Annotated in this window: 14 protein-coding genes; 7 read left to right on the top strand and 7 right to left on the bottom strand. The window is 71.8% G+C overall.

The window, feature by feature from the left end:
• Positions 1-110: 110 nt before the first annotated feature.
• Positions 111-764 carry an HU family DNA-binding protein gene (locus GTY58_RS14035; RefSeq protein ID WP_010984116.1) on the top strand — a complete coding sequence of 218 codons (654 nt, stop codon included), beginning with the start codon at positions 111-113 and terminating at the stop codon, positions 762-764.
• Between the two features lie 86 nt (positions 765-850).
• On the opposite strand, the gene GTY58_RS14030 is transcribed toward GTY58_RS14035, so the two are convergent.
• Positions 851-1054 carry a hypothetical protein gene (locus GTY58_RS14030; RefSeq protein WP_010984115.1) on the bottom strand — a complete coding sequence of 68 codons (204 nt, stop codon included), beginning with the start codon at positions 1052-1054 and terminating at the stop codon, positions 851-853.
• 9 nt (positions 1055-1063) lie between these two features.
• Positions 1064-1714, bottom strand: a complete 651-nt coding sequence (gene cofC / locus GTY58_RS14025) for a 2-phospho-L-lactate guanylyltransferase (RefSeq protein ID WP_010984114.1) — start codon at positions 1712-1714, stop codon at positions 1064-1066.
• 144 nt (positions 1715-1858) lie between these two features.
• Between cofC and GTY58_RS14020 the strand changes: the two genes are divergently transcribed.
• The 3 genes from GTY58_RS14020 to GTY58_RS14010 all read left to right on the top strand — a co-directional run bounded on the left by GTY58_RS14020 (position 1859) and on the right by GTY58_RS14010 (position 4961).
• On the top strand, positions 1859-2659 hold the full coding sequence (locus GTY58_RS14020) for a lysophospholipid acyltransferase family protein (protein ID WP_010984113.1): 801 nt from the start codon (positions 1859-1861) through the stop codon (positions 2657-2659).
• Positions 2656-3666, top strand: coding sequence for an NAD(P)H-dependent glycerol-3-phosphate dehydrogenase (locus GTY58_RS14015; RefSeq protein WP_010984112.1), 1011 nt, complete (start codon positions 2656-2658; stop codon positions 3664-3666). Before GTY58_RS14020 ends, GTY58_RS14015 begins: the two co-directional genes overlap by 4 nt.
• Positions 3667-3803: 137 nt before the next feature.
• Entirely contained in the window at positions 3804-4961 is a 1158-nt protein-coding gene (locus GTY58_RS14010) for a D-alanine--D-alanine ligase family protein (protein WP_010984111.1), read from the top strand.
• Positions 4962-4976: 15 nt separating this feature from the next.
• Here GTY58_RS14010 and GTY58_RS14005 read toward each other — a convergent pair whose 3' ends face one another.
• Together GTY58_RS14005 and GTY58_RS14000 are read right to left on the bottom strand one after the other, a co-directional pair.
• Positions 4977-5468 (bottom strand): DUF3515 domain-containing protein, encoded by a 492-nt coding sequence (locus GTY58_RS14005; RefSeq protein WP_010984110.1) that lies wholly within the window; start codon positions 5466-5468, stop codon positions 4977-4979.
• A 20-nt stretch (positions 5469-5488) separates the two neighbouring features.
• Positions 5489-5722, bottom strand: coding sequence for an Lrp/AsnC ligand binding domain-containing protein (locus GTY58_RS14000; protein WP_010984109.1), 234 nt, complete (start codon positions 5720-5722; stop codon positions 5489-5491).
• A gap of 245 nt (positions 5723-5967) precedes the next feature.
• Here GTY58_RS14000 and GTY58_RS13995 point away from each other — a divergent pair, with 245 nt between their 5' ends.
• Complete coding sequence (locus GTY58_RS13995) at positions 5968-6930, top strand: thiamine-phosphate kinase (RefSeq protein WP_010984108.1); 963 nt, start codon at positions 5968-5970, stop codon at positions 6928-6930.
• Between the two features lie 139 nt (positions 6931-7069).
• On the opposite strand, the gene rpmB is transcribed toward GTY58_RS13995, so the two are convergent.
• Complete coding sequence (gene rpmB, locus GTY58_RS13990; RefSeq protein ID WP_004924906.1) at positions 7070-7255, bottom strand: 50S ribosomal protein L28; 186 nt, start codon at positions 7253-7255, stop codon at positions 7070-7072.
• A gap of 387 nt (positions 7256-7642) precedes the next feature.
• On the opposite strand from rpmB, the gene GTY58_RS13985 reads away from it, so the two are divergent.
• The gene (locus GTY58_RS13985; RefSeq protein WP_010984107.1) at positions 7643-9358 is read left to right on the top strand and encodes a DAK2 domain-containing protein; all 1716 of its coding nucleotides are present in this window, start codon (positions 7643-7645) and stop codon (positions 9356-9358) included.
• A 150-nt stretch (positions 9359-9508) separates the two neighbouring features.
• On the opposite strand, the gene GTY58_RS13980 is transcribed toward GTY58_RS13985, so the two are convergent.
• Together GTY58_RS13980 and GTY58_RS13975 are read right to left on the bottom strand one after the other, a co-directional pair.
• Complete coding sequence (locus tag GTY58_RS13980; protein WP_171033192.1) at positions 9509-12445, bottom strand: tetratricopeptide repeat protein; 2937 nt, start codon at positions 12443-12445, stop codon at positions 9509-9511.
• On the bottom strand, positions 12442-14280 hold the full coding sequence (locus GTY58_RS13975; protein ID WP_010984105.1) for an HSP90 family protein: 1839 nt from the start codon (positions 14278-14280) through the stop codon (positions 12442-12444). The genes GTY58_RS13980 and GTY58_RS13975 overlap by 4 nt, the downstream gene beginning before the upstream one ends.
• A 386-nt stretch (positions 14281-14666) precedes the next feature.
• Between GTY58_RS13975 and GTY58_RS13970 the strand changes: the two genes are divergently transcribed.
• On the top strand, positions 14667-17894 hold the full coding sequence (locus GTY58_RS13970; RefSeq protein ID WP_010984104.1) for a helicase-related protein: 3228 nt from the start codon (positions 14667-14669) through the stop codon (positions 17892-17894).
• Positions 17895-17896: the final 2 nt, after the last annotated feature.

Genomic DNA, 17896 nt, shown 5'->3' with positions numbered 1-17896 from the left:
CGGCACAAGGGTGATTAGCCCGTTTCGTGTTTGATTTGCGGTATATATCTGCCTAACGTGCGAAAACGCTTGAACACTTACGTTCTGGCAAGGTCTCCGAAGGGGAAGACGTGAACAAGGCGCAGCTCGTAGAAGCGATCGCGGACAAGGTCGGCGGCCGTCAGCAGGCCGCCGACGCGGTCGACGCCGTACTGGACGCCATCGTCCGCGCGGTGGTCGGCGGGGACCGGGTTTCGGTCACCGGCTTCGGTTCCTTCGAGAAGGTGGACCGTCCGGCCCGCTACGCCCGCAACCCGCAGACCGGGGAGCGCGTTCGGGTCAAGAAGACCTCCGTGCCGCGCTTCCGCGCCGGCCAGGGCTTCAAGGACCTGGTGAGCGGGTCGAAGAAGCTCCCGCGCGGTGGTGAGGTCTCGGTCAAGAAGGCGCCCAAGGGCAGCCTGACCGGCGCCGCTTCGGCCACGGTCAAGAAGGCCGCGGCCAAGAAGACCACCGCCAAGAAGGCGACGGCGGCCGCGAAGAAGACCACCGCCAAGAAGACCACGGCCAAGAAGGCCGCGCCCGCCGCCAAGAAGACCACGGCGACGGCGAAGAAGACGACCGCCAAGAAGACCACGGCGGGCGCCAAGAAGGCCGCGGCCAAGAAGACCACCGCCAAGAAGGCGACGGCCAAGAAGGCCCCGGCGAAGAAGGCGACGGCCAAGAAGGCCCCCGCCAAGAAGTCGACAGCGCGCAAGACCACCGCCAAGAAGGCCACCGCCCGCTAGACAGCAAGGCAGGCAAGGGCACAGGGCACTCACGCGCCGGGCCGGGCTCCCCTCGGGAGCCCGGCCCGCGGCGTGTCCGGGGACGTTCAGAACGTCTGCAGGGTCACCAGGGTGATGCGCCGGGCGTCGCCCTCGCCGTCCACCTCGATCCGCACGCGCTGCCCCGGGCGCAGCAGCCGCAGCCCGCCCGCGTCGAACGCGGGGCCGTCGAAGGGCAGGGGGGTGCCGTCGTCGAGCAGCACCTGGCCGCTGCGGGTCTCGGAGTCGTACGTGTACGCGGTCGCCTGCATGGTGGCAGCCTATCGATCCCCCTGGGGGCCCGGGATCAGCAGCCGGGCCGCCGCCGCTGCCGTGCGCGGGCCCACCCCCAGTGCCAGCGCCGCGCGCAGGTCGGCGCCGGTGTCCACGTCCTGGCGTACGGAGTTCACCCCGCCCAGACCGAGTTCCACGGCCCCCGAGGCGCGATGACGGGCCCGGGAATCGGTACCGAAAGCGGGGAGCAATTCGCGACCCGGAGCGGCGGCCAGCAAAGTCGTACCGATTGCGGCGGCATCCGGGAGGAAAGCGCGCGGGAATTCGACGGCCGCTTCCAGTACCCGGGCCAATTCCGCGGGGCGCAGCGCGGGCAGATCGGCGTTCAGGGCCGCGACGCCGCTGTCGGGGCGCCCGGAGCGTACGACCGCGGCCGCGTGCGCCAGCGCGGCGTTCAGCCCGCCCGCCGGTTCGTCGGCGACGATCCTGGCCCCGAGCGCGGCCAGCTCGCGTCCGGCGACCGGATCGCCCGTGACGACCGCCACATCGCGGACCGCGGCGCTGGCGAGCGCGGCCGCCACGGTGTCCTGCGCGAAGGCGAGGGCGAGTCCGGGGCGCAGTCCGTCCCCGGCGGTGTCCGCAAGCCTGCTCTTGGCCCGCGCCAGGGCTTTGAGGGGTACGACCAAGGTCCACTGCACGAGCGCTCCGTCCCTCCCTTGTCGCGCCCATTGTGACCCGGCCCCCATGGGGCGCACGGTGCCGGGGCGTACGGTGTTCTCGACAGACAGGCGGCCTGGGGCGACACTTGTGCGGCCCCCCAGGCCCTAGAGGAAGGTGTCCGCGTGCCCCGCCGCAGAATCAGCTTCTGGTACCGCTTCGCAGCGGTCCTCTGCAAACCGCCACTGGTGGTTCTGATCAAGCGGGACTGGCGCGGAATGGAGAACATTCCGGTCGAGGGCGGATTTATCACCGCGGTCAACCACAATTCCCACGTCGACCCCTTCGCGTATGCCCACTATCAGTACAACACCGGGCGGGTTCCGCGATTCCTGGCGAAGGCCGGGCTTTTCAAGAAGGGATTCGTGGGGGCCGCGATGCGGGGCACCGGGCAGATCCCCGTGTACCGCGAGAGCACCGATGCGCTGAGCGCCTTCCGGGCCGCGATCGACGCCGTGGAGCGCGGCGAATGCGTCGCCTTCTACCCCGAGGGCACCCTCACCCGCGACCCCGACGGCTGGCCGATGACCGGCAAGACCGGTGCCGCCCGCGTCGCTCTGCAGACCAAGTGCCCGGTGATTCCGGTCGCCCAGTGGGGCGCCAACGAGTTGCTGCCGCCGTATGCCAAGAAGCCCAACCTCCTTCCGCGCAAGACCCACCGCGTGCTCGCGGGCCCGCCGGTGGACCTCACGCGCTTCTACGACCGGGAGATGAGCCCGGACCTCCTGAAGGAGGCGACCGAGGTCATCATGGCGGCCGTCACCGCGCAGCTCGAGGAGATCCGCGGCGAGAAGGCGCCCGAGAGGCCCTACGACCCGCGCCAGGTGCGCATCGAACAGCGCCGGCGGACCGCGGCCTACGAAAGAGCGCAGGCGCAGCAGAAAGCGCAACAGAGGGCACAGCAGGAAGAGGAGCAGAGCACGTGAGCACGCCGGTCAAGGCAGCCGTCTTCGGGACCGGATCGTGGGGTACGGCCTTCGGCATGGTGCTCGCCGACGCGGGCTGCGACGTCACCCTGTGGGCGCGCCGCGCCGAACTCGCCGACGCGGTCAACTCCACGCGTACGAACCCGGACTACCTGCCGGGCGTCGAACTCCCGGAGAACCTGCGGGCCACCACCGACCCCGCCGAGGCCGCGCGCGCCGCCGACTTCACCGTGCTCGCCGTCCCCTCGCAGACCCTGCGCGGGAACCTCGCCGAATGGGTGCCGCTGCTCGCACCCGACACGGTCCTCGTCTCCCTCATGAAGGGCGTCGAACTCGGCTCCGCGATGCGGATGAGCGAGGTCGTCGAGGACGTCGCCAAGGTCGGCGCGGACCGTATCGCCGTGGTCACCGGGCCCAACCTCGCCCGGGAGATCGCCGCCCGCATGCCGGCCGCCGCCGTGGTCGCCTGTGCCAACGAAGCCGTCGCCCAGCGCCTCCAGGCCGCCTGCCACACGCCGTACTTCCGCCCGTACACCAACACCGACGTGGTCGGCTGCGAACTCGGCGGCGCGGTCAAGAACGTGATCGGGCTCGCCGTCGGCATCGCGGACGGCATGGGCCTGGGCGACAACGCCAAGGGCTCGCTCATCACGCGGGGACTCGCGGAGACCACCCGGCTCGGCCTGGTCATGGGCGCGGACCCGCTGACGTTCTCCGGTCTCGCGGGCCTGGGCGACCTGGTGGCGACCTGTTCCTCGCCGCTCTCGCGCAACCACACCTTCGGCACCAACCTCGGCAGGGGCATGACCCTCCAGGAGACCATCGCGGTCACCAAGCAGACCGCCGAGGGCGTCAAGTCCTGTGAGTCCGTGCTGGATCTGGCCCGCAGACACGGCGTCGACATGCCGATCACGGAGACGGTCGTCGGCATCGTCCACGAGGGCAAGCCGCCGGTCGTCGCCCTCAAGGAGCTGATGTCGCGCAGCGCGAAGCCGGAGCGGCGCTGAGCGACCGCGAGCGACCGGTCGTGCGCGACGCTCCGCAACGGCCGGTACGACGCTGAGCGACCGTCCGCGCGATGCTGGACAACGGCCGCCGTGGGGCGCTGACTCACCGCCGTACCAGCGGGTACTCTCAACGCGATATGAGCACCGAGAACCTCCCCCAGAGCCCCGAGCAGCCGCCTCGCAAGCCGCGTGTGGCCGTCGTATTCGGCGGTCGCAGCTCCGAACACGGGATCTCCGTGGTCACCGCCGGCGCCGTCCTGCGCGCCATCGACCGGACGAAGTACGACGTCCTGCCGATCGGCATCACCCGGGACGGCCGCTGGGCGCTCACCGCCGACGAGCCGGAGCGGATGGCGATCACCGACCGCCGTACGCCCAGCGTCGAGGAACTCGCCGAGTCGAACGAGGGCGGGGTCATCCTGCCCGTCGACCCGGCCAACCGCGAAGTCGTCTACAGCGAGCCGGGATCGGTCCCCAAGGCGCTGGGCGAGGTCGACGTGGTCTTTCCCGTGCTGCACGGCCCGTACGGCGAGGACGGCACCCTCCAGGGCCTCCTGGAGCTGTCCGGCGTCCCGTACGTCGGCGCGGGCGTCCTCGCCTCGGCGGTCGGCCAGGACAAGGAGTACATGAAGCGGGTGTTCACCTCCTTCGGGCTGAAGGTCGGCCCGTACGTGGTGATCCGGCCGCGCGAATGGGAGCGCGACGAGTCCGCCGCCCGCAGGAAGATCGTCGACTTCGCGGGTGAGCACGGCTGGCCGTTGTTCGTGAAGCCCGCACGCGCGGGTTCCTCGATCGGCATCACCAAGGTCGACGACCTCGCCGGCCTCGACGAGGCGGTCGCGGAGGCACAGCGGCACGACCCGAAGATCATCGTGGAGGCGCTGCTGCGCGGCCGCGAGATCGAGTGCGGGGTCCTGGAGTTCGAGGACGGGCCGCGTGCCTCGGTCCCCGCCGAGATCCCCCCGGCCCAGTCGCACGCGTACTACGACTTCGAGGCGAAGTACATCGACTCCACGCCCGGCATCGTGCCGGCGCCGCTGACGCCGGAGGAGACCGCCGAGGTGCGGCGGCTCGCCGTGGAGGCCTTCGAGGCCACCTCCTGCGAGGGCCTGGTGCGCGCGGACTTCTTCCTCACGGAGGACGGCGATTTCGTGATCAACGAGATCAACACGATGCCCGGCTTCACGCCGATCTCGATGTACCCGCAGATGTGGCAGGCGAGCGGTATCGCCTACCCGGAGCTGGTCGACCGTCTGGTGGAGGCGGCGCTGCGGCGTTCGACGGGCTTGCGTTAGTCGTCCACCCGTACGTCAGTCGGCGATCCCTTCGGGGATCGCCTTCTTGATGGGCTTCGCGAGGTCGACGAGCGAACCGGCGCCGTTCTTCGCCTGCTCCGCGGAGAGCCGGACCTCGACATATGCCCTGCGCAGGCTGGTGGTGAAGACGTAGGAGCCGTCGTCGTGCTCCCGCACCAGCCAGCCCACGCCGTTCACCTCGGTGGTGGACGCCTTCGGGTCGAGCATCTCGGCGGGCCGTTCCACACCGCAGCGCAGTATGATCGCCGGGCTTCCCCAGCCCGCGGTCAGCGCGGACCGGGGCTCGGGATCTTTCCGCTCGAGGCCGTCCACCTTCTTCGGCAGCACCTTGTCCAGGTTCTGGCACAGCTCGGTGACCTTCGCGTCCGGGCTGGGAACCGTGGCCGAGGCGTTGTCGTCTGCCGAGGAGCAGCCCGTGGCGGCGATCAGCAGTGCGAGCACGGGCAGCCCGAAGAAAGTGTTGGGCCGGTGACGGGAGAAGTCCACCGGCCAAGGGTAGACGGGGGCTACAGGTGCACCACCGGGCAGGTCAGGGTACGGGTGATGCCGTCCACTTGCTGGATCTTCGCGACGACCATGCGGCCGAGTTCATCGACCGTCTCGGCCTGGGCCCGCACGATGACGTCGTACGGTCCTGTCACGTCCTCGGCCTGGATCACCCCCGGGATCTTGCTGATCGTCTCGGCGACGGTCGACGCTTTGCCGACCTCCGTCTGGATCAGGATGTACGCCTGTACCACGGAACCTCCAGGGCGGCCACGAGGATCATGTGGGGAAAAGGAACGCCACGGTATCGCGTCGTCGCTCGCTGCGGGGAGACCCGCGGGGGCTGTGGCGTGCACGCCGGAAGATCCGGGCGACACAAGTTGACGGTCGACTCGACCGTACCGAGGACATCGACGGCTCGCGACCGCACCGACGACGGCACGCAAGCCGCAGCGCGGACAGGTACAGCGCAGACAGGTATAGAAGGGGCAATACGACAATGAAGGGCACCGTTGGCGAGTTGGGGGAGTTCGGGCTCATCCGAGAGCTCACCTCGCGCCTGACCACCACTCCGGCGGTCCGGGTCGGCCCCGGCGACGACGCCGCGGTGGTAGCCGCGCCCGACCGCAGGGTGGTGGCGAGCACCGACATCCTCCTGGAGGGCCGGCATTTCCGCCGCGACTGGTCCACGGCGTACGACGTCGGACGCAAGGCGGCGGCGCAGAACCTCGCGGACATCGCCGCCATGGGCGCCGTACCGACCGCGCTGCTGCTCGGTCTGGTCGTACCCGCGGAACTTCCCGCCACCTGGCCGTCCGAGCTGATGGACGGCCTGCGTGACGAGTGCCAGGTCGCGGGCGCGGCCGTGGTCGGCGGGGATGTGGTGCGCGGGGACACGATCACCGTGGCGATCACCGCGCTCGGCGATCTGCGTAATCACGAGCCGGTGACGCGGGGCGGGGCGCAGCCCGGCGACGTGGTCGCCGTGACCGGCTGGCTGGGCTGGTCCGCGGCCGGGCACGCGGTGCTCTCGCGCGGCTTCCGTTCGCCGCGCGCGTTCGTCGAGGCGCACCGGCGCCCCGAGCCGCCGTATCACGCCGGTCCCGCGGCCGCCGGGCTCGGCGCGACGGCGATGTGTGACGTGAGCGACGGGCTGATCGCCGACCTGGGGCACATCGCCGAGGCGAGCAAGGTCCGGATCGACATCCGCTCCGGCGCCATCGACATCCCGACCCAGATGAACGACATCGGCCAGGCCGTCGGGGTCGACCCCATCCAGTGGGTGCTGACCGGCGGCGAGGACCACGCGATCGTGGCGACCTTCCCGCCGGACGTGAAGCTGCCCGCCCGCTGGAAGGTGATCGGCGAGGTCCTCAACCCGTCGGCGCTGCCGCAGGTCACCGTGGACGGGGCGCCGTGGTCCAGCAAGGGGGGCTGGGACCACTTCGGGGACATCGAGTAGGGAGTGCCGTCGAGCCGCGTCCGGCCCCGGGTTTCCGGGGTGGACGCGGCTCGGCCGTATGTCGGCACAGCAAAAAGCCGGTCCACGAGTGGACCGGCTTTGAGCAGCGAACCAGCAGTGGCCGCGCGCTAAAGAAACGTCAGCGCGAGACCTTGCCGGCCTTGATGCACGAGGTGCAAGCGTTCACGCGCTTCGGCGTCCCGCCCACCACGGTACGCACACGCTGGATGTTCGGGTTCCAGCGACGGGGCGTACGGCGGTGGGAGTGCGAGATGTTGTTGCCGAAGCCCGGCCCCTTGCCGCAGACGTCGCAGTTGGCAGCCACGGGTCACTCCAAAGACTTCAGATGCACTTACGGTTGATCCCGGCATGCCGGAATCGAGATCGGAGGATCTGAGTGGCGGTGCCAGGGGGAAGGCCCGATCAGATCGGGCAACCGGAGCAGCATACAACGACTGCGTCCGTGGAACGAAACTACCATGGCTGCGAGGGGCTCCGACCTGGGCCCCGGAGCCGGACCACCCCGGCGGCCCCTCCTCCGGGCCCCCTTCGCTCTCGTCCCGGCCCTTGACCGCGGCCGGCCCGCGCCCTTGCCAGCGGCTTCGTCACGGCCCTCGCCCCGGCGGTCTCGCGGCGCTCTTGCGGCCCTCTTCCGGAACGGCCCCGCTCTGGGTCTACGCTGCGTCCAGTCCAGCAGCTCAAGGAGGCGCAGGTGCCGCAGGTGCCGCAGACATTCGATGCTCTCGCGGTGCGCACCTGGTGCGGTCTCGCGCTTCAGGCGCTGGGGCGGGCGCGGGCGGAGATCGACGCCATCAACGTCTATCCCGTGGCCGACGGGGACACCGGGACGAACCTCTATCTGACCGTGGAGTCGGCGGCCACGGCGGTCGAGGCGGTCTTCGCCGGGCACGACGCCATGGGCGCCGTGGGCGGGACATCCGACGCCGCTTCCGCCGGGCCGGGGCGGCCGACGCTCGCCGACGCGGTCCAGGCCATGGCGCACGGTGCGCTGATTGGCGCCCGCGGGAACTCCGGGACGATCCTCGCGCAGCTGCTGCGCGGTATGGCCCAGGTGCTCGCCGCCGACAGTGAGACCGCGCACACCGACGGGCAGGGCCTGCGGCTCGCGCTGCGGCACGCGGCCGACTCCGCGCGCGAGGCCGTCGCGCACCCCGTGGAAGGCACCGTCCTCACCGTCGCCTCGGCCGCCGCCGACGCGGCCACCGGGGCCGAGGACGGCTGCGGGTCGGTCGCGCGCGCGGCGTACGAGGGTGCCTGTGCGGCGCTGGCGGCGACACCCGGTCAGCTGGCCGTGCTGCGGCGTGCCGGGGTCGTGGACGCGGGCGGGCGGGGGCTGGTGGCGGTGCTGGCGGCTCTGGTGCAGACCTTCACGGGGGAGGCGCCGGGAGCCTCGGGGGCCGTCGTCCACGCGCGCGTGGACGACGAGGCCGCGGCGGGGCGTCCCGACGCGGGGGAGTGCGGGGACGGACCCCCGGCGGAGGGCGGGCCCGCGTTCGAGGTGATCTATCTGCTCGAAGCCGATGACGCGGCCGTGGGCCGGCTGCGGTCCCGGCTCGACGGGCTGGGGGAGTCGCTCGTGGTGGTCGGCGGGGACGGCCTGTGGAACGTCCACGTGCACGTCGACGACGCCGGTGCCGCCGTCGAGGCCGGGGTCGAGGCGGGACGGCCGTACCGGATCCGGATCACCCACTTCGCGGCCGGGGACGTGCACACCGGCGGCGCCGGGCGACCGCCGCGGGAACCGGCTCAGCGGGCCGTGGTGGCCGTGGTGCCGGGGGAGGGGCTGGCCGGGCTGTACGCGGAGGCCGGGGCGACCACCGTGCTGGCGCGGGCCGGGGAGCCACCGGTGAGCGGAGAGCTGGTGGACGCGGTGCGGCGGGCGCACGCGCGCGAGGTGGTCCTGCTGCCGAACGACGCGGAGCTGCGCCACACGGCCGCGGCGGCCGCGGAGCAGGCGCGGACGGAAGGGGTGCGGGTCGCGCTGATCCCGACCCGCTCGGCGGTGCAGGGCATCGCGGCGCTCGCCGTGCACGAGCCGGAGCGGCGCTTCGACGAGGACGTGGTGGCGATGACGTCGGCGGCGGGAGCGACCCGCTACGCCGAAGTCGCCGTCGCGGAACGGCAGTCCTGGACGATGGCGGGCATCTGCCAGGCCGGGGACGTCCTCGGCCTGATCGAGGACGACGTGGCGGTGATCGGCTCCGACGTCACGGAGACGGCGGAGATCATTCTCGACCGCATGCTCGCGGCGGGCGGCGAGATGGTCACGCTGGTGCTCGGCGACGAGGCTCCGGAGTCGATCGCGGCGCATCTGGAATCCCGGGTACGGGAGTCCTACCTGGCGGTCGACACGGTGGTGTACCGGGGCGGCCGTCAGGGGCCGTTGCTGCTGATCGGCGTGGAGTAAGGGCCCTGCCGTGCGGGCCGTGCGGGCCGTGCGGGCCGTGAGGGCCGTGAGGGCCGTTAGGGACGTAAGGGCCGTGGAGCAGGGGGCAAAGGGCCAGGAGCTGCTGTGTGCCGGGTGCCCGTCCGTGCGACAGGCACCCGGCGACCCGGGTCACTGTCCCGTCCGCGTCCCCAGCAGCTCCAGCATCCGGTCCGCCTCCGCGCACCGCGCCCGTGCTGTCTCGTCGTCCGCCTCCTGCCGGTTCGCGTAGGCCGCGAGGACCGCACGCGCGCGTGCGGTCGCCTCGGCGGGGCGGTGGAGGTCGGCCTCCAGCCAGCCCGCCGCCAGTTCCGCGCCCGTACGCAGGTCGAGCGCGCTCGCGCCGAGCGGTGCGAACACCGCGACCGCCCGCGTGACGTGGCCCAGCGCCTCCTCGAACGCCCCCTGGAAGTCGGCGCCCCGGTCCCCGTCCTGCACCGACCGTGCGACGAGGTCGCCGAACTGCCGGTGGGTGTGGCCGAGTTCGGCGACGAGTCGCTCCCGCGCGCCGTCCTCGCCCTCGGTGGCGCCCTCCAGCGCCGCCTCGCACTCCCGCACCGCCTGCGCCATCAGCTCCCGCGCCGGGTCGAGTTCGTCCTCCTCCCGCGCCGCGAGCCAGGCGCGGGCGCGCAGGGCACGTGCCAGGCCGTGGACGTTGCCCAGGTCGCGCCAGAGGTCACCGGCCCGCGTGTACGCCCGGTCCGCCTCGGCCGGCAGGCCCGCGTGGCCGAGGGCCTCCGCGGCCAGATGCGCCAGCATCGCGTGGTCACGCTGCTCCGGCCAGTGCCGGGCGATCTCCGCGGCCCGCAGCCAGCGCTCCGCGGCCTCCCGGTGCTCCCCCAGCTCGGTGTGGCAGTCGCCGAGCCACCACTGGGTCTGCACGAGCGCCCCGTCGCCGTGCGTCTCGGCGGTCAGATCGGGCAGCGCGGACTCCAGCACCTCCGCCGCCTCGGCCCACCGCCCCTGCTGGAGGAGGAAACCACCCAGCTGGTGCCGTGCCCAGGCGCCGAACGTCGGGCCCTCGCCCGCCTCGTCGGCCCAGTGCGCCGCCTCCAGGGCGTGCTCCGCGGCGGGACCGAACTGCCCCGTCGTGCCCAGCACTTCGGCCAGCTGGAGATGCAGTTGCGCCTGTCCCGCCGGCTCCAGGTACTCCACACCGTGCTCCAGCGCCGAGCGCGCCGCCCGCTCCGCCTCCACCGCGTCGCCGAGCTCCCGGGCGATCCCGGCGAGCCGCGCCTCGTATTCCACCGCGAACCACGGCAGCCCGGCGGCGAGGAAACCTTCCGCCGCCTGAGCCAGCAGCTCCGCCGCCGTCATCGCGTCCCCGGTGAGTGCCGCCAGCTCCCCGAGCATCGCCCGCGCCTCGGCGGCCCGCGAGGCCAGCCGCACCTGTGCGATGTGCGGCTCGGCGAACTCCAGCAGCTCCCGTACGGCCTCCTCGGCGGCGGCCACGGTCGTGCCCGCGCCCTCCGTCTCATGCACCCGGTGCACCAGAATGCGCGCCCGTCCCACCAGCACGGCCGCCGTCTGCCGCACCCCGGTCCCGTCCTTTGCGAACAGGGCGCGGACCTGCCGGTGCAGGTCGTTGATCGTCCGCAGCGCGTCGTCGGAGTGCCCCGTCAGGGCGCGTACGTACGCTCCACGCGCGCGTGCCGCGAGCGCCTCCCCGGGGTCGCCCGCCTCCGCGTACAGCTCGGCCGCCCGTTCGAAGAGCGGGGCGCCCTCCGGGCCGCGGCTCATCGCCTCGTGGTCGGCGATCTCCGCGCGGTCGCGGGCGTCCAGCTCGTGGTCCCCGGCGGCGCGTGCCACCGCCGCCCACGCGTCCATGGCGTCCGGGCGCAGCGCGTCCGAGCGGCCGCGTGCCTCGGCCAGTACGTCCCGCAGATCCCGTTCCACGGCCGGGGCCGGGGCGGAGTCCGGGGCGGCCGGCGGCCGGGGCGCCGTCGGTGCCGGGCGCGTCGAGCGCACGCCCAGCGGCAGCCGGTCCACCAGCGGGCGCCGGTCCATCCGCTCGCGGGCGCGCTCGCTGACGTGGGCCGTGCCGTTGCGCTCGTCGAAACGGGCGGCCAGCGCGAGCGCCTCCGCGCGCGCGTGGGCGGCGAGTTCGCGCGCGCTCCACACACGGCCGGCCGGACCGGGGACCGTCTGCTCGCCGAGGCCCAGTTCGACGAGCCGGTCCATCAGCAGGGCCACCACGGCCATGAAGTCCAGCTTGCTGCGCGGCTCTCCGGAGTCCGTGAAGTAGGCGGGCCGCTCGGCCAGGAGTTCGAGGGCGCGTGCCTCGTTGCCGGAGAGCGCGCAGAACTCCACGTGGTCCGCGTACGCACCGCGCATGCTCTCCATCGGGCGGATCAGCCTGAAGCCACGCAGGTGGTGCGCCCGCGCCTCGTCCAGGCGGCCCAGGCGCAACAGCGGCACCAGGGAGGAGGCGAGGATCGCGTGCGGCTCGTGGGCGCACACGTACTCGCCCTCCACGACCGGGCGCCACACCTCCAGGGCGTCGGCGTCCGCGCCCTTGCGCGCCTGCCACCAGCCCTGGTCGTGCAGCTCGCACGCGTGGCAGTCGGCCATGCTGTCCCGGTCGGCGGCCAGCCAGGCGGCGTACGCCCGTTCGGCGCGCGCCAGGTCCCCGATGTGGTTCGCGACGCTGAACTCGGCGCTGCGCACCGCTCGTTCGGAGTGGCCGGCCAGACGGTAGCGGTGCTCCATCTCGCCGAGCCACTTCTCTATGGAGGCGAGCGGGATGTGCGGCTGGCCCAGCATGCCCGCCGACATCCACTTGAAGACCCAGTGCAGCGAGTGGATCTCGTACTCGTCGAAGTCCTCGGGCCGCTCGTCCCACATGCGCAGCAGACGCGCGAAGGGGACGAACATCTTGTCCTTCTCGGAGCTGTAGTTGTAGACCTTCAGCTGGTGCCCGAGCGCCTCGATCACGGCGAGCGGGATGTTCAGCTTCTCCGCCTCGGTGAGCAGCTGCTCCGCGCGCGCGTTGCGGGCGGGGCCCTCCGGCTGCTCGTAGTTGTCCGCCATCGCCCGGCGCAGCGTGTCGAAGTCCATGGTCTGGCTCATCGGGCACCGTCCTCCGGGAAGCTGGGGTGGGTGGCCCATTCGAGGAGGCCTATGAAAGCGCGGTTGAGGAGCGCGGAGTCGGCCGGGCGCAGCGGGCGCTGGGCCATCAGCAGGGCCTGTCCGTACAGGGACTCCGTGGCCGTGCCGATCAGCTCCCGGTCGTCCAGGGAACTGATCCGCCGGATCAGCGGGTTGAGGTGGTTGAGCACCAGACGCGCGCGTGGGGCACTGCCCCGCAGGGAGCCGAGGATGCCGGCCCACAGGTCGTCCGCCTGCTCCTCGGCCTCCGCGCGGGCCTGCTCGTGACGGGCCGCCCGGTCGTCCAGGTGCAGCGCCGGCACGGACAGCGGGTGGAAGGAACGCAGGACCACGTCGCAGCCCAGGGGATCGAGCTTGGCGCGGGCCGCGGACAGGAAGCCGGACAGCGCCAGCTCCTCGGCCGGGTCGACCGCGTCCAGGTGGGCGGTGACCGTGTCGGCGTCCAGCTCGGCCACCACCGTTCCCGGGCGGACCGAGGGCAGCGCCTCCACCAGCTCGCTGTCGTACGTGTAGCCGCCGTTGACGACCCCGACGCCCTGCGCGGACGCGATCGGCGCGACCTGGCGGTACTCCTCCACGGTCCGCGTGAAGTGCACCACCGGGTGCCGCTGCGCGAACTCCTCCAGGGACAGCCGCCCGTCGGTCGTCTCGAAGGGGAGCCACGGCAGCATCGTGCGCAGCATCTCCTTGTCGTGCCGCGCCAGGGACTTCACGCCCAGGTAGTGCACGGAGAGGAAGGCCGCCAGACGATCCGGGTCACCGGCCGCGAGACCCGTAAGCCAGGCCCGTATCCGCTCGCCCAGCGCCTCCCGCACCGCCGCCAGCGTCTCGTCCTCGTACAGCGACTCGCGCGAGGCCGTGGGGCGCAGACTGTCCGTGTCCAGGACGCAGCGCACGAAGAACGCCCAGTCGGGCAGCAGCTGTTCGGCGCGCTCGGTGAGCAGCATGCCCTTCAGGTGCACACGGTGGCTCGCGCGCTGGGCGGGGCTGACCGCGGACGGCAGCACGTACGCCACGCCCCGGATCCCGGCGAGCGGCACGTTCAGCTCGATCGAGTCCAGGGGCGTGAAGCCGAACAGGTCGTGGCAGTGCCGCGCCAGCGCCACCCTGCGGGTGGTGGGGCTCGGGTACGAGCGGTCCCAGGGCGCCGGCAGATCGGTGATCGCCTCGTCGCCCACCCGGACGTCGTACGGCAGCAGCGACCCGAAGTCCCGCGCCAGCGACAGGACCCGCTCCGCGGACAGCCAGTCGGCGGCCCCGGCCCGTGCCACCAGGTGCACGGTGGTACCGGGCTCGGGGCGCGCCTCGTGCGGCAGCGTCCGCACGGTGTACGAGCCGTCGTCGGCCGCCGTCCACTCCACGGGCGCCGCGTCGGGCGTACGCGCGCTGCGGCTCACGACCCGGATGCGCTCGGCGACCACGAAGCACGCCAGCAGTCCGATGCCGAACTGCCCGAGAAAGTCGGAGCGGGCCTCCTGGAGGCCGTCGTCCCGCTTGGAACTGCGGCCGATCGTCGCGAGGAGGCTGTGCACGTCGGACTCGGTGAGCCCCACGCCGGAGTCCTCCACACGCAGGGTGCCGCCCTCCGCGTACAAGCGCACCCGCGCGGGCGCTTCGGGCTGCTCGGTCCGGCGGGCGGTGATCGCGTCCACGGCGTTCTGCAACAGCTCGCGCAGATAGACCTTCGGACTGGAGTAGAGGTGATGGGAGAGGAGGTCCACGAGGCCGCGCAGGTCGACCTGGAACGTATGCGGTGACTGGGATGCCTGGGATGACTGTGAGGTCTGGGAGTCCATCGTCGCAGCGCCGTTGGTGGGGGGACGGGCGACGGCGCGGGGTCGGGCGGTCCCGGGAGGAGGCGACCGCGAGGGGATGGCCGGGGCGCGCCATCTTAGGCCCTGTACTCGCATTTCTGCCTGCCTCGCGTCGCCTGGCGCACACGCTCGCCGTGCTGCGGGAACGGCCCGGCAGCTCCTCCGCCAAGGTGCAAGGACCGGGGGGACTCCCTTCGCGGGCCTCGTCGCGGACCTCCCCGCGCCTTGCGAGCGCACGCTCCGGACGCCACGAGGCCCGCCCCGCGGACCGGCGACGGGTCCCCGACGACCGGTACCGGGTCCGGAACGAGCCGTCTGACCAGCGGCTTTCCAGGGCGTATACGGCAATGTCAGTGCCGTGGTGTGCAATGGATCTCGTGCCCGCGCTCGAAGAACCACTGAAGAAGGTGCTCGGACCCGCCACCGCGAAGGTGATGGCCGAGCACCTCGGCCTGCACACCGTCGGAGACCTGCTGCACCACTATCCGCGCAGGTACGAGGAGCGCGGGCAGCTCACCCACCTCGCCGACCTGCCCATGGACGAGCATGTGACGGTGGTCGCCCAGGTCGCCGACGCCCGCCTGCACACCTTCGCCTCGGCCAAGGCACCCCGCGGCAAGGGCCAGCGCCTCGAAGTGACCATCACCGACGGCAGCGGCCGCCTCCAGCTGGTCTTCTTCGGCAACGGCGTGCACAAGCCGCACAAGGACCTCCTGCCGGGCACACGCGCGATGTTCTCGGGCAAGGTCTCCGTCTTCAACCGCCGCCTCCAGCTGGCCCATCCGGCGTACGAGCTGCTGCGCGGCGCCGACGACGAAGCCGCGGAGAGCGTGGACAGCTGGGCCGGCGCCCTCATCCCGATCTACCCGGCCACCGCCAAGCTGGAGTCCTGGAAGATCGCCAAGTCCGTGCAGACGGTGCTGCCGAGCGTCCAGGAGGCGCTCGACCCGCTCCCCGACTCCCTCCGGGACGGCCGTGGCCTGATCTCCCTGCCCGAGGCCCTCCTGAAGATCCACCGCCCCCACACCAAGGCGGACATCGAGGACGCCCGCGCCCGCCTGAAGTGGGACGAGGCCTTCGTCCTCCAGGTGGCCCTGGCCCGCCGCCGCCACGCCGACGCCCAACTCCCGGCCGCGGCAAGGAAACCCAAGCCCGACGGCCTCCTCACCGCCTTCGACGCCAAGCTCCCCTTCACCCTCACCGAAGGCCAGCAGAAGGTCTCCAAGGAGATCTTCGACGACCTGGCGACCGAGCACCCGATGCACCGGCTGCTCCAGGGAGAGGTGGGTTCCGGTAAGGCTCAGCCCCTCGACTCGCTGGTGCTGGCCCCCACGGGTTTCCGACGGATGGGAGACCTGCGGGAGGGCGACGAGGTTGTCGTGCCCAACGGAGAGATCGCACTGATCGACGGGGTATTCCCCCAGGGAGTGCGTGACGTCTGGCGCATCGTTCTCTCCGACGGAAGTTCCGTGGAGTGCGACGACGAGCACCTCTGGATCGTCGGTACGAGTTGCGGGTGGCATCGTGGCCAGACGCCCAAGGTGATGACCACGCGGGAGATCCGCCTCGACACGTTCAAGGCGAACGGGTCGTCAAAGTGGTACGTCCCTGCCGCGACCCCGGTCGACCTGGGACCGGATGTCGGCCTGCCACTGGATCCCTATCTTTTCGGGCTGCTGTTGGGCGACGGCTCATTCCGACACAATCTGCGTTTGTCCACGGTCGATGACGAGATCCGCGACGCTGCGGCGGATGCCGTGGCACCTGACTGCCGGCTGGTTCCCGTGACGGGTTCCCGCTGCGACTACACCATCCAGCTGAAGCAGCGCTCCGGCGGTGTGCGGAATCCTGTCATCCAGGCTCTGCGCAGGCTGGATCTGTGGGGTAAGACGTCCCACGGCAAGTTCATTCCCGAGGACTTCAAGAACACGTCGATCAAGAACCGTCTCTCGCTCCTGCAAGGGCTTCTGGACACTGACGGCACGGTGCACGCGGATGGGATGAGCGTCTCTCTCCGCTCCGCATCGCTCAGACTCGCAGAGGATGTCGCCTGGCTCGTGCGTTCGCTGGGGGGCCGGGCGCGAGTGCTGCCCGAGAAGGCCGCGTTCCATGTGTCGGTGGCGCTCCCTGATGAGTACGCGCCCTTCAGGCTGTCCCGTAAGGCCGATCGCGTGCGCCCGCGCCCGAAATACAACACATTCCGACGAGGCATTCGAGCCGTCGAGTACGTAGGTCGCAAACCGGCCCAGTGCATCAGTGTCGGTCACCCGAGCCACGCTTATGTCACTGACAACTTCACAGTGACCCACAACACCATGGTGGCGCTCCGCGCCATGCTCGCCGTCGTCGACTCCGGCGGGCAGGCCGCCATGCTCGCCCCCACCGAAGTGCTCGCCCAGCAGCACCACCGCTCCATCACGGAGATGATGGGCGAGCTGGCCGAGGGCGGGATGCTCGGCGGGGCCGAGCACTCCACGAAGGTCGTGCTGCTCACCGGCTCCATGGGCGCCGCCGCGCGGCGGCAGGCCCTGCTCGACCTCGTCACCGGTGAGGCCGGGATCGTCATCGGCACGCACGCGCTGATCGAGGACAAGGTGCAGTTCCACGACCTCGGTCTGGTCGTGGTGGACGAGCAGCACCGCTTCGGGGTCGAGCAGCGCGACGCCCTGCGCGGCAAGGGCAAGCAGCCGCCGCACCTGCTCGTCATGACCGCCACGCCCATTCCGCGGACCGTCGCCATGACCGTCTTCGGCGATCTGGAGACCTCCGTCCTCGACCAGCTCCCCGCCGGCCGCTCGCCGATCGCCAGCCATGTCGTCCCGGCCGCCGACAAGCCCCACTTCCTCGCGCGCGCCTGGGAGCGCGTGCGGGAGGAGGTCGGCAAGGGCCATCAGGCGTACGTCGTGTGCGCCCGCATCGGTGACGAGGAGGACGACCCCAAGAAGGCCAAGAAGAAGTCCCCGGAGGACGAGGCCGAGAAGCGGCCCCCGCTCGCCGTCCTGGAGGTCGCGGACCAGCTCGCCAAGGGCCCGCTCCAGGGCCTGGGGGTGGAGGTCCTGCACGGGCGGATGCCGCCCGACGACAAGGACGCCGTGATGCGCCGCTTCGCCGCCGGCGAGAGGGACGTCCTGGTCGCGACGACGGTCATCGAGGTCGGGGTGAACGTGCCCAACGCCACCGCGATGGTGATCATGGACGCGGACCGTTTCGGCGTCTCCCAGCTGCACCAGTTGCGCGGCCGCGTCGGCCGTGGCTCGGCCGCCGGGCTCTGTCTCCTGGTGACCGAGATGCCCGAGGCGAGCCCGGCCCGCCAGCGGCTGAACGCGGTGGCGTCCACCCTCGACGGCTTCGAGCTCTCCCGCATCGACCTCGAACAGCGCCGCGAGGGCGACGTCCTCGGCCAGGCCCAGTCCGGCGTCCGCTCCTCGCTGCGCATGCTCGCCGTCATCGAGGACGAGGAGATCATCGCCGAGGCCCGCGAGGAGGCGGCCGCAGTGGTCGCCGCCGACCCGGAGCTGGGGCACCTCCCGGGCCTGCGCACCGCCCTGGAGGCCTTGCTGGACGAGGAGCGCGAGCAGTACCTGGACAAGGGCTGACA

It is taken from the genome of Streptomyces sp. SID5469, assembly GCF_009862865.1.
GTDB classification, from domain to species: Bacteria; Actinomycetota; Actinomycetes; order Streptomycetales; family Streptomycetaceae; genus Streptomyces; species Streptomyces avermitilis.
The sequence above is the reverse complement of the archived record's forward strand: the minus strand, read 5'-3'. Positions and strand labels throughout refer to the sequence as shown.

What these genes read in the sequence shown, in the direction of transcription:
- GTY58_RS13975 (WP_010984105.1), bottom strand. Translation starts at nt 14,280, where the DNA reads ATGGACTCCCAGACCTCACAGTCATCCCAGGCATCCCAGTCACCGCAT.
- GTY58_RS13970 (WP_010984104.1), top strand. Translation starts at nt 14,667, where the DNA reads ATGGATCTCGTGCCCGCGCTCGAAGAACCACTGAAGAAGGTGCTCGGA.
- GTY58_RS14030 (WP_010984115.1), bottom strand. Translation starts at nt 1,054, where the DNA reads ATGCAGGCGACCGCGTACACGTACGACTCCGAGACCCGCAGCGGCCAG.
- GTY58_RS13995 (WP_010984108.1), top strand. Translation starts at nt 5,968, where the DNA reads ATGAAGGGCACCGTTGGCGAGTTGGGGGAGTTCGGGCTCATCCGAGAG.
- GTY58_RS14010 (WP_010984111.1), top strand. Translation starts at nt 3,804, where the DNA reads ATGAGCACCGAGAACCTCCCCCAGAGCCCCGAGCAGCCGCCTCGCAAG.
- GTY58_RS13980 (WP_171033192.1), bottom strand. Translation starts at nt 12,445, where the DNA reads ATGAGCCAGACCATGGACTTCGACACGCTGCGCCGGGCGATGGCGGAC.